The sequence below is a fragment of the Candidatus Mycalebacterium sp. genome (assembly GCF_977828045.1).
On the sequence record NZ_CDWCUL010000006.1, the window covers coordinates 69,053 to 80,590 of the forward strand.

Annotated in this window: 3 protein-coding genes and 4 pseudogenes; 1 reads left to right on the forward strand and 6 read right to left on the reverse strand. The window is 59.7% G+C overall.

What is annotated here, in order from left to right:
• The first annotated feature begins 78 nt into the window (after positions 1 to 78).
• Positions 79 to 807, forward strand: a complete 729-nt coding sequence (gene tatC, locus ACY430_RS01140) for a twin-arginine translocase subunit TatC (RefSeq protein WP_462137074.1) — start codon at positions 79 to 81, stop codon at positions 805 to 807.
• A gap of 65 nt (positions 808 to 872) precedes the next feature.
• On the opposite strand, the gene ACY430_RS01145 is transcribed toward tatC, so the two are convergent.
• The 6 genes and pseudogenes from ACY430_RS01145 to ACY430_RS01170 form a co-directional block, all read right to left on the reverse strand.
• On the reverse strand, positions 873 to 10,907 hold the full coding sequence (locus tag ACY430_RS01145) for a hypothetical protein (RefSeq protein ID WP_462137075.1): 10,035 nt from the start codon (positions 10,905 to 10,907) through the stop codon (positions 873 to 875).
• A gap of 34 nt (positions 10,908 to 10,941) precedes the next feature.
• Positions 10,942 to 11,049: a hypothetical protein gene (locus tag ACY430_RS01150; protein ID WP_462137076.1), complete on the reverse strand. Its 108-nt coding sequence runs from the start codon at positions 11,047 to 11,049 to the stop codon at positions 10,942 to 10,944.
• Between the two features lie 67 nt (positions 11,050 to 11,116).
• Positions 11,117 to 11,257: pseudogene (locus tag ACY430_RS01155) on the reverse strand (hypothetical protein); the annotation flags it as partial.
• Positions 11,240 to 11,374 (reverse strand): annotated as a pseudogene (locus ACY430_RS01160) (hypothetical protein); the annotation flags it as partial. The pseudogenes ACY430_RS01155 and ACY430_RS01160, both read right to left, overlap by 18 nt.
• Positions 11,366 to 11,422 (reverse strand): annotated as a pseudogene (locus ACY430_RS01165) (hypothetical protein); the annotation flags it as partial. The pseudogenes ACY430_RS01160 and ACY430_RS01165, both read right to left, overlap by 9 nt.
• Before the next feature lie 27 nt (positions 11,423 to 11,449).
• Positions 11,450 to 11,506 (reverse strand): annotated as a pseudogene (locus ACY430_RS01170) (hypothetical protein); the annotation flags it as partial.
• Positions 11,507 to 11,538 lie beyond the last annotated feature (32 nt).

An 11,538-nucleotide genomic window follows, 5' to 3' on the forward strand; every position in this document is an offset into this window, starting at 1 on the left:
GGAGTGAGTGGCGGAACGGTCAAAACGGGGTATAGTATGCGGTCTGCCGCTTCCTTTGTCAATCGGCGTGAAGCTCTAATGAGTGATGACACAAAAGCGCCTTTTCTAAAACATCTTTCCGAGCTGAGAAGCGTTGTTTTACAGTCCGCGCTCGTGGTCGCCGCGCTGTTTATTCCGTGTTATACGTTCTTCCGTTTCCCCCTGTTGAGGATAATTGTCTCTCCGGCGGTGGACGCGCTTGCGGGGGAGCAGACGCTCATTTTTACAAAACCCTCCGAGGGATTTTCCGCTCTGGTCGCGTCCTGTCTGTTCACCGCTTTTGTGCTCGCCTCGCCGTTCATTCTCTACAAAACCTGGCGGTTTATCGCGCCGGGTTTGAAGACGGCTGAAAAAAAGGGGCTGACCGTTTTTGTGCTGTTCGGAACCGCGCTTTTTCTTTCGGGCGTTCTGTTCTGCCACAGTGTTGTCGCGCCGCGCGCGCTCGTTTTTCTGCTCACGGAGCATTCTTCGGACTTCGTTGTCGCGATGCCGTCTCTGGGGCAAACCCTTTCATTCCTTCTAACAATGTGTCTGGGCTTCGGAATTGTTTTTGAGTTCCCGCTTGTGTCATTTTTCCTCTCGCGCTGGGGAATTGTGAGCGCACGGACAATGTCCGCCTCGCGGAAATACGCTTATGTCATTGGCGCGCTTGCGTCCGCCGTTATTACGCCGACAACAGACCCGACCTCAATGATGTTCCTGTTTTTGCCGATTGTGATTTTCTACGAAGCGGGAATTTTTGTAGCGCGGCTTGCGGAACGCAAGTAACCCCTATTTCCCTTTTCTGACAGTTTGACCCTTTGAACCTTCGCGGGAAACCCGCTAACAGTTCCCTACCACTGGAAGTTCAAGCCGGTTCTAAGCAGTCTTTCATCAAACTCGCTTGTCGTGGCTCCCGCGAAGTGGAACTGCATCTTGTCGTTCAGCCGCATCGCCACACTTCCGGATATACCGTAATTTCCCCTGTATTCGGAGAAGTTCAAATCCATTCCAAGCCGTTTGCCGGGTTCAACGTGGGTTGACCTGATTGCCGCCGCCATCGCGACTCCTCTGCCCAGGCGCTCCACTTCTTCTTCAAGATAGTCAATTTTGTCTTGCGTCCAGGCGTTCCGCTCATACAGGTCGCCATATCTTTTCGGATCACTTCCGAGCGGTGTTTTGCCCAGAGCGGCAAGCGTTTCATCGGAGAGCAATGACTGCCCTTCCTCGGTCAGGAACTCATCAACGTTCCTTATGCGCCTTTCGTCCGTGTCTTCGGTGCCGGCGGCGATGTAGTCATTAATTATCTGCAACTCTCTAACGTTGGTGCCTTCATCAATATCCTGCGATGTAAGGGTCTGAACATCGGGCGCGTTACTGGTCAAGTATCTGTAAATGGCGATTTTCTCGTTCACCGTGCTGTCCGCGACTCCAACCGTGATTTCGTTTCTGCTAACCCAGCCGTCTCCGTTGAAGTCGTAAGACCTCACAGTATCCCTCAACTGCGTGGCGGTCTGAGTAAGCGCGCTCTCGTCTCCAAGAACTCCGCGCACATCAAAGCCGTTTATCTCCTGCGAGAGGTAGAATCTCCGCTGGTCATAAAGCGCGCCCGTCCGGTCTATCGCCCTTCCGCTTGTCAGACTGCCGTCAACCCCAAGCGCCTTATTGGCAACCGAACTTATCGCCTCCTGATAACTTTCACGGGCTCTTTTGTAGAGCAACTGGTCGTTCAGAGAGAAGTAACGGTCGCCAAGCGGGTGATCGGTGCCGCCGGTGTCCGCCCAACGCTGGCGCTGGAAGTCAGACGCTCCGACCGCTTCGTATGAATACGCCGTCCGTCCGAGCAATGAGCCGGTCGGGGTCGGGTCGGGACGCAATGAAAGCAAATTCTCAATCTGCGTCTGCGAATATGGCGTGCCTCTGGTAACAATGGCGAACGCGTTTTGCAGGTCCTTCAAATTGTCCCTGTCCGCGTTAATCTCATCGTGTTTCCTGATTGCCTGATCTCTTATGTAACTGTCCAAAGCCGCGAGATATTCCGTTTTGGCGTCCGTGGTGGCGTCCGTGGTGGTATCGGTGGCGGCAACTGTCGCCCTTTCGGTTTTAACCCTCTGCAAGAAAGTTTCACTTCCTTCGGTGTTTCCAATCACATCGTCAATTCCGTCAAACCCGAAGTCCGCCGTCTGAACCGTTCCGTCCGGCAGAACCGTGGTTATCCTCGTGGCGCCGCCCGTCTCAACGCCTCTGTCTTTCCTCTGGGAGAAAGCGCCCAAAGTGGAATCGTGCGTTGTCCGGCTGGTGTATTCCGGCAATCCGGGCTGTGTAACGGTGGTAGGGGCACGATCCGCCGTGCCAATTGGCGTTTGAGCGCTTGCCGTGTCCGTTGAGTTCGCCGTGTAAAACGCTTTTTCCTCGTAGAGTCCCAAACCTGTGTATTTGTAGGTCAAGTCCGCCTCTTCGGGCGTTCCCGTTCCAAATTCTTCACCGCGCGCATACTCGCGGCTTCCGTCCGCGTCATCTCCGAATGATTGCGTGCCGTCCCGCGCGATTTTTGTGTCCGCGCCGATTGCGCTTGTTCTTGTGCCGATTGAACTGGAGTCTCTGCCGAGCGCCGTTGAGTTATACCCGGCGGAGTATGCGTTTTGACCTATCGCCGTGGCGTTGTGGCTGTTCGCGAATGATTGCGCGCCGTATGCCGTGCTTCTGTCCCAGGCGGCTTCGGAAAAATAACCTGTCGCCGTTGAAAGGTCTCCGGTCGCCTGTGTGTTCACACCCGAAGAGTGCGCTCCCAAACCCTCTGATTTTGAATCTATACCCGCCACAAATGAGCCGTTGCCCTCTGCGCGTATGTTTCTACCAATCGCCACACTGTTGTCCGCAATCGCTTCGGCGTTTCTACCAATCGCAATGGACGCCTCGCCTTTCGCTTCCGCGTTCACACCAATCGCGATGGAGTCTTTGCCCGTTGCGCGCGCTTCATGTCCAACCGCCAATGAGTCCGTGCCGCTTGCCTCCGCGTTCTGACCGAGAGCCGTTGAATTCGCTCCGCTCGCTTCCGAGTGTCTGCCGAGAGCCGTTGCGTTAACTGCGGTCGCGTTTGCCTGCTGACCGACAGCCGTTGCGTTCACCTGATCCGCCAGCGAGCGCTGACCGACAGCCGTTGCGTCCGTTGCGGTCGCGTTTGCCTTCTGACCGACAGCCGTTGCGTTCACCTGATCCGCCAGCGAAATCTGACCGAGAGCCGTTGTGTTCAGCGCGGTCGCGTTTGCCTTCTGACCAAGAGCCGTTGCGTTCACCGCGGTCGCCTCCGAGAACTGACCAACCGCCGTTGAGTTTTCTGCGGTTGCCCGCGAGATTTGACCGAGAGCCGTTGCACGATCCGCGGTCGCGCGTGCGTCCTGACCGAGAGCCGTTGTAAATATTGCGGACGCCAGCGCGCGCTGACCGACAGCCGTTGCGTCTCTCTGACCGTTCGCTGTCGCGCTCTGACCGATAGCCGTTGCCTGCAATGTGGACGCGTTTGCTTCCTGACCGAGAGCCGTTGAGTGAGATCCGGTCGCCCGCGAAACGTGACCGAGAGCCGTTGTTTTCGTTCCGCTCGCCAGAGCGTTCTGTCCGACAGCCGTTGCGAAAAATCCGCTCGCGGTTGAGTCCTGACCGACAGCCGTTGTGAGAAGATGTATTGCCTGCGCGTTCTCACCGATGGCGGTTGTGTTATCAAACTCCGCGAATGCGTGTGCGCCGTATGCCGATGAGTCGTTTCCCTTTGCCTCGGCAAAATAACCTGTTGCCGTTGAGAAGTTTCCGGTAGCCGATGTGTTCACACCCGAAGAGTGCGAACCCGCGCCGTCCGATTTTGCGTCTATACCCGCCACAAATGAGCCGATGCCCGTTGCGCGTATGTTTCTACCAATCGCCACACTGTTGTCCGCAATCGCTTCCGCGTTTCTACCAATCGCAATGGACGCTTCGCCTTCCGCGAGCGCGTTCACACCAATCGCGATGGAATCTCTGCCCGTTGCTTTGGCTTCATGTCCAACCGCCAATGAGTCCGTCCCGCTTGCCGTGGAATTCTGACCCACAGCCGTTGAATTCGCTCCGCTCGCGTCCGCGCTTCTGCCGAGCGAAGTTGAATTAACCGCGCTCGCCCGCGCCCTCTCACCAACCGCCGTTGCATTCACTGCGAGCGCGCGGGAAGCCCGCCCAATCGCCGTTGTGTCCGTTTCAGACGCAAATGATGCCTGTCCGAGAGCCGATGAATTTATTCCCGCCGCGCTCGCGCCCTGACCAACCGCCGTTGAATTTCCTTTGAGCGCGTTGGCGGCCTGACCCAGAGATGTCGCGGCTTCTCCCGCCGCGCGCGATCTCTGACCAATCGATGTTGTGTAATCCCCGTTCGCGGTGGAGAACTGACCCACCGCCGTTGCCGCTGTTCTGGTCGCAACCGCGTCCTGACCAAGCGCCGTTGAATCCAGTCCGGTCGCGTTCGCGGTTTGACCGAGCGCCGTTGACCGAACTCCGGTTGCGCGTGAGAACTGACCAACCGCCGTTGTGCCAAATTCGGTTGCGCGTGAGAACTGACCGAGAGCCGTGGATCTCAATCCGCTCGCTTCGGACAACTGTCCCACAACCGTTGATTCCTGTCCGCTCGACCGTGTGTTCTGACCAATCGCCGTTGATCTGGATCCGCTCGCGTTGGCGTTTTGACCGAGCGCCGTTGACTCAAATCCGGTCGCGCGCGCTAACTGTCCCACCGCCGTTGTGTTGCCGGCGCTCGCGTTCGCGCGCTGTCCGACAGCCGTTGATCTGTGTCCGGTCGCGAACGAGGTCTGTCCGAGAGCCGTTGTCTGGAATTCGCTTGCGTTGGCGTCCGCACCGAAAGCCGATGAGAACCTTCCGGTCGCGTGCGCGTTCCGACCGACAGCCGTTGTGGAGGTTGCGCTCGCGTTCGCTTCCTGTCCGAGAGCCGTTGCGAAAAATCCGGTCGCGCTCGCGTCCTGACCGAGCGCCGTTGCGTGAAAGCCCGTTGCCTGCGCGTTCTGACCGATGGCGGTTGTGTTCGTGAGCGCCGCGTATGCATACGCGCCGAAAGCCGTTGAATTATCTCCGACGGCTTCGGCTCTGTAACCGATTGCCGTTGAGAAGTTTCCGGTAGCCGATGTGTTCACACCCGAAGAGTGCGAACCCTGACCGTTTGATTTTGAATCTATGCCCGCCACAAATGAGCCGTTGCCCTCTGCGCGTATGTTTCTGCCAATCGCCACACTGTTCGCCGCAATCGCTTCGGCGTTTCTACCAATCGCGATGGACGCTTCACCTTCCGCGAGCGCGTTCACGCCAATCGCGATGGAATCTTTGCCCGTTGCTTTCGCTTCATGACCAATCGCCAATGAGTCATCGCCGGTCGCCTGAGCGTTCTGACCCAGAGCCGTTGAATTCGCTCCGGTCGCGTCCGCGAGGCGACCGAAAGAACTTGCATTCGCCGCGCTCGCTCGCGCGCCCTGACCTATCGCCGTTGTATTTGCCTCACTTGCCTCAGCGCCCTGACCGTAAGCCGATGAATTTCCTCCGTCCGCGTTGGCTAACTCACCCACCGATGTCGCGCCCTCGCCGCCCGCGCGCGCTCTCTGACCAACCGCAACCGTATAATCCCCGTTCGCGGTGGAATACTGACCAAGCGCCGTTGACGCTATGCCGGTCGCAACCGAATCCTGACCAAGAGCCGTTGAATCTATTCCGCTCGCGTTCGCCGTTTGACCAACCGCCGTTGACCGGACTCCGGTTGCGCGTGAGAACTGTCCCACCGCAGTCGCGCCGAATTCGGTTGCGCGTGAGAACTGACCGAGAGCCGTTGATCTCAATCCGCTCGCTTCGGACAACTGTCCCAGCGCCGCTGATTCCCCTCCGGTCGCCCGCGCGTTCTGACCAATCGCCGTTGATCTGGATCCGCCCGCGTTGGCGTTCTGACCGAGCGCCGTTGACTCAAATCCGGTCGCGGTTGCGCTCTCTCCCACCGCCGTTGCGCTGATAGCGGTCGCGCTCGCGTTTGCGCCCAAAGCCGATGAATTGTCTGAGGTCGCCTTCGCTTCCGTGCCGAGAGCCGTTGCGGACATATTTCCGGTCGCCTGAGCGTTCTGACCAACAGCCGTTGAATTCAGTCCCGTTGCATTCGCGATATGACCAACCACCGTTGTATTTTCTCCCGTTGCACGCGCAAGCACACCGAGAGCCGTTGAGAAAATTCCGACCGCATTCGCTCTTGCGCCGAAAGCCGCTGTGGACGTCCCGGTCGCGTATGCGGTCTGACCGACAGCCGTTGAGAAACCTCCGGTCGCGGTCGCGCCCTGACCAATCGCCGTTGAAGACGTTCCTGTCGCATTCGCAAAATCACCGACAGCCGTTGCGGTGCCAAAATCCAGCGGAGTTGAGCTTCCGCTCGCAAACGCGCCCTGACCAATCGCCGTTGATGCTATTGCCGTTGCCCGCGCGTCTCTACCGATAGCCGTTGATCTTACTGAGGAAGACTCCGCGTTCGCGCCAACCGCCGTTGATCTGGATCCGGTCGCCCGTGCGCGCTGACCGAGAGCCGTTGTATCTTCCTGGCTCGCCTGCGCGTTCTGACCGAGAGCCGTTGCTCTTAATGCGGTCGCCTCCGCGCCCCGACCGAGAGCCGTTGAATCTTCCTGAGTCGCATTCGCTAAATAACCGAGCGCCGTTGAATTTCTTCCCGTTGCATGCGCAAGCGTACCAACAGCCGTTGATAAAGCTCCGACGGCGTTCGCTTGATAACCGATAGCTATTGCTCTCTCTCCGGTCGCAAACGCGGCCTGACCAACAGCCGTTGTTCTGGTAGCGGTCGCCGCCGAGCCCTGACCGATAGCCACTGAAAACTGTCCGGTCGCATTCGAAAAATCACCGATAGCCACTGAGGCGCCAAAATCCAGCGGGTCGCCGCCGTCTCCTGCCGCAAACGCGCCCTGACCAATAGCCACTGATGCCAGCGCAACCGCTCTCGCGCCGCGACCAAGAGCCGTTGCTCTGTCTCCGGTCGCAAGCGCGCCCTTACCGACAGCCGTTGCTCTAAATCCGGCGCGCGATTCCTGACCAAGCGCGGTTGCTCCGCCGGTTCCCGATGCAATCGCGTTCTGACCGAGAGCCGTTGAATCTTCTGAGGTCGCATTTGCCGCCTGACCGACAGCCGTTGATCTTGCCGCGTGCGCAAACGCGAACCCACCAAGAGCCGTTGAATTAACTCCAATCGCATTCGCCAGCGAGCCGAGAGCCGTTGAATTATGTCCGGTCGCAACCGCGTCATAACCAACAGCCGTTGCTCCGATGCCCCGCGCTTCCGAGAACGAGCCAAGAGCCGTTGAAAAATCTGCGTCCGCAATAGCGCCCTGACCAAACGCCGATGTTCTTATTGCGCTTGCCTCAGCAAAATCACCGACAGCCGTTGAGCTGCCCCGTCCGGTTACCGTACTTCCGCCGGTGGCACGCGCGCGCCAACCAATAGCCACTGCTCTGTCTCCTCCGGTCGTCTGCGCGCCCTCACCAATAGCTATTCCTCTTGCTACGCTCGACACCGCGTCCTTGCCGATAGCCATTGACGCAAAGCTTCCGCTCGCCTGCGCGTTGTCACCGATAGCAATTGCGCCCGGTCCGGTTGCATTTGCGCGCGTACCGAGAGCCGTTGAAGTGGCTGCTCCCGCGTATGCGCTATAACCGAGAGCCACCGAATTCACTGCGATGGCGTTCGCGTCCTGACCGATAGCCGTTGAGCTCTCTCCGGTCGCAAACGCGGCCTGACCAACAGCCACTGTTCTGTTAGCGGTCGCAACCGAGCCCTGACCAATCGCCGTTGAAGAGCCTCCTGTCGCATTCGCAAAATCACCGACAGCCACTGAGGCGCCAAAAGCCAGCGAGACTCCTCTGTCTCCGGCCGCAAACGCGCTGTGACCAATCGCCGTTGATGCCAGCGCAGTCGCTCGCGCGTTGCGACCAATAGCCGTTGCTCTGTCTCCGCTCGCCTCCGCGCTCTGACCGAGAGCCGTTGTTCTAAATCCTGTCGCCCGCGCGAACTGACCGACAGCCGTTGCTCCGCCCGCTCCCGATGCAACCGCGTTTTGACCAAGCGCCGTTGCTCCGCCCGCTCCCGATGCGAGCGAGTTCTGACCGAGCGCGGTTGACCTGTCCGTGATTGCGTTCGCGGTGTGGCCTATGGCGGTTGAATCCACCCCGCCCGCGTGTGAATCCGCGCCGTATGCCGTTGAATTGTCTCCGGCGCCCAGTGAATTAAAGCCAACCGCCGTTGAAAAATCTCCCAGTGAAGTTGAGTCCACGCCCATTGATTGCGAGCCGTTGCCAACCGCCGATACATTAAGCCCCGCGACAAATGTGTTATGTCCCGTTGCGCGCAGATTTCTGCCAATCGCCACACTGTTCCTGCCGCGCGCCTCCGCGTTTCTGCCAATCGCTATTGCCGCCTCGCCGCTCGCGGTGGCTCCCACGCCAATCGCGATGGAATCTCTGCCCGTTGCGCGCGACCCGGAACCAAGCGCCAATGAGTCAATGCCGGTCGCCTGCGCGTCCTGACCGAGCGCCGTAGAGTTTATTCCGGTCGCCTGCGAAAGCTGACCAATCGCCGTTGAGTTCACTCTGGACGCAAGCGAGGAATGACCGAGTGCCGATGACCTTGTATCTATCGCGTTTGAAAACATACCGACAGCCACTGTGGAATGTGAAGTCGCCCGTGAAGACCGACCCGTCGCCACCGCGCCAAATCCGGTCGCTTCCGCGCCCCGCCCCAGAGCCGTTGAAAAATCTCCAGTCGCCAGCGCGCGCTGACCAATAGCCGTTGATTCCGATTTTGTTGCCCGCGCGAAATGCCCGACAGCCGTTGCGTCCAGTAGAACCGCCCGCGCGTCCTGACCGACAGCCGTTGTACTGCCTCCGGTCGCCTGCGCGTTCTGACCGAGCGCCGTTGAAGTTCTTCCCGTGGCAATCGCGAGCTGACCGAGCGCCGTTGAGTCCAATCCGGCCGCCCGTGCGCTCGAACCGATAGCCGTTGTATTAGACTGGGTCGCGTTTGCCTCACGACCGAAAGCCGATGTCTGCGAGCCGCCCGCGTGCGCAATCGCGCCGACAGCCGTTGAAGTAAATCCTGCCGCAAACGCGTCCTGACCAACCGCCGTTGTGAAAGCCAGAGACGCCCTCGCGTTCCGACCAACCGCCGTTGAACTGATTCCGGTCGCCATTGCGAGCGTACCGATAGCCGTTGAGTTCACTCCGGTCGCATTCGCGAACGGACCGACAGCCACCGCACCCGTTGTCGTTGCATTCGCCTCAACACCGATAGCTAGTGAGGATATTCCGGACGCGTGCGCGAGATAACCGACAGCCGTTGTAAACTCTTCGGTCGCACGCGAGAAATAACCGACAGCCGTTGAAAGCTCTCCGGTCGCGTGCGCGCTATCACCGAGAGCCGTTGCGCCGCCAATACCTCCCGCCGATTGTTCTCCGTCCGCAATCGCGTTATAACCGAGAGCCGTTGATGCTATTGCTAACGCTCGCGCGCGCTGACCAACAGCCGTTGATCTTCCGGGCGAGGCGCCCGTCCCGCCCAATGCCATCGCGCCCTGACCAATAGCCGTTGTGCTCCACCCGCGCGCCAGCGCACCCTGACCGACAGCCGTTGAATTCGGTCCCGCCGTTGCATTCGCGAGATGACCAAGCGCCGTTGACCGCTCTTCCGTTGCCTGCGCAAGCGTACCAACAGCCGTTGCGAAAAGTTCGGTCGCATTCGCGCTTGAACCGACAGCCGTTGTGCCTGTTTCGGTTGCGCGCGCGCCCTGTCCGAGAGCCGTTGAAAAACCTGCGAGCGCCTGCGAGCTCTGACCAAGAGCCGTTGAAGACTGTCCGACCGCATTCGCAAAATCACCGACAGCCGTTGCGCCGCCAAAAGCGAGCGGATCTCCGCCGCCGCCTTCCGCAAACGCGCCCTGACCAATCGCCGTTGATGCTGTTGATACCGCCCTCGCGTTCCGACCGAGAGCCGTTGTTCTATCATCGCTCGCCTGCGAGTTTTGACCAATCGCCGTTGAGCTTTCTCCGGTCGCCCGTGCGATTCTGCCGAGAGCCGTTGACTGGTCTCCGGACGCCAGCGAGTTCTGACCAACAGCCGTGGACTCCACTCTGGTCGCCCGCGCTCTTTGACCAAGAGCCGTTGCCCCCGATCCTGTCGCCTGCGAATCCGCGCCGAGCGCCGTTGTTCCAAATTCATCCGCTATCGCGTCCGCGCCGACAGCCGTTGATTTATCCCCGGTCGCGTCCGCAAACCGGCCAACCGCCGTTGCGTCCACTCCGCTCGCCCGCGCCGCCTGACCCAAAGCCGATGCATTTATTCCGGTCGCAACCGCGCCCTGACCAAAAGCCGATGAATTTCCTCCGCTCGCGTTGGCTAACTCACCCACCGATGTCGCGCCCTCGCCCCCCGCGCTCGCTCTCTGACCAACCGCCACAGTGTAATCCCCGTTCGCGGTGGAGAACTGACCAAGCGCCGTTGATGCTATTCCGGTCGCAACCGCGTCCTGACCAAAAGCCGCTGAATCTATTCCGCTCGCGTTCGCCGCCTGACCAACCGCCGTTGAGCGGACTCCGGTCGCCCGTGAGAACTGACCCACCGCCGTTGCGCCAAATTCGGTCGCTCGCGAGAACTGACCGAGAGCCGTGGATCTCAATCCGCTCGCCTCGGATAACTGTCCCAGCGCCGCTGATTCCTGTCCGGTCGCCCGCGCGTTCTGACCAATCGCCGTTGATCTGGAGCCGCCCGCGTTGGCGTTTTGACCGAGCGCCGTTGACTCAAATCCTATCGCGGTCGCGCTCTGTCCCACCGCAGTCGCGCTGATAGCGACCGCGCTCGCGTTTTCACCGAGTGCCGATGCATTTTGCGCGGGACGCGTTAGCGCTATGACCGAGCGCCGTTGAACTGTTTGCCGTTGCCAGCGCGGTGTGGCCTATGGCGGTTGAATCCACCCCGCCCGCTTGTGAATGCGCGCCGGTATGCCGTTGAGTTGTCTCCGGCGCCCAGCGAATTAAAGCCAACCGCCGTTGAAAATTCTCCCGTTGAAGTTGAGTCCACGCCCATTGATTGCGAACCGTTGCCGCTTGCCGATGAATTAAGACCCAACACAAATGCGTCCTCGCTTGCGCTTACATCTCTGCCAATCGCAATACTGTTCACGCCGCTCGCTGTTGCGTTTCTGCCAATCGCTATTGCTCCCACTTCGCTCGCGGTGGCTCCCACGCCAATCGCGATGGAATCCCTGCCCGTTGCGCGCGACCCGGAACCAAGCGCCAATGAGTCCACGCCGCTCGCCTCCGCGTCCTGACCGAGAGCCGTTGAATTTGTTCCGGTCGCCTGTGAGTCCTGACCGGTAGCCGTTGAGTTAGTCTGTGTCGCATTCGCGTCCTGACCGAGCGCCGTAGAATTTGTTCCGGCCGCCCGTGAGTCCTGACCGGTAG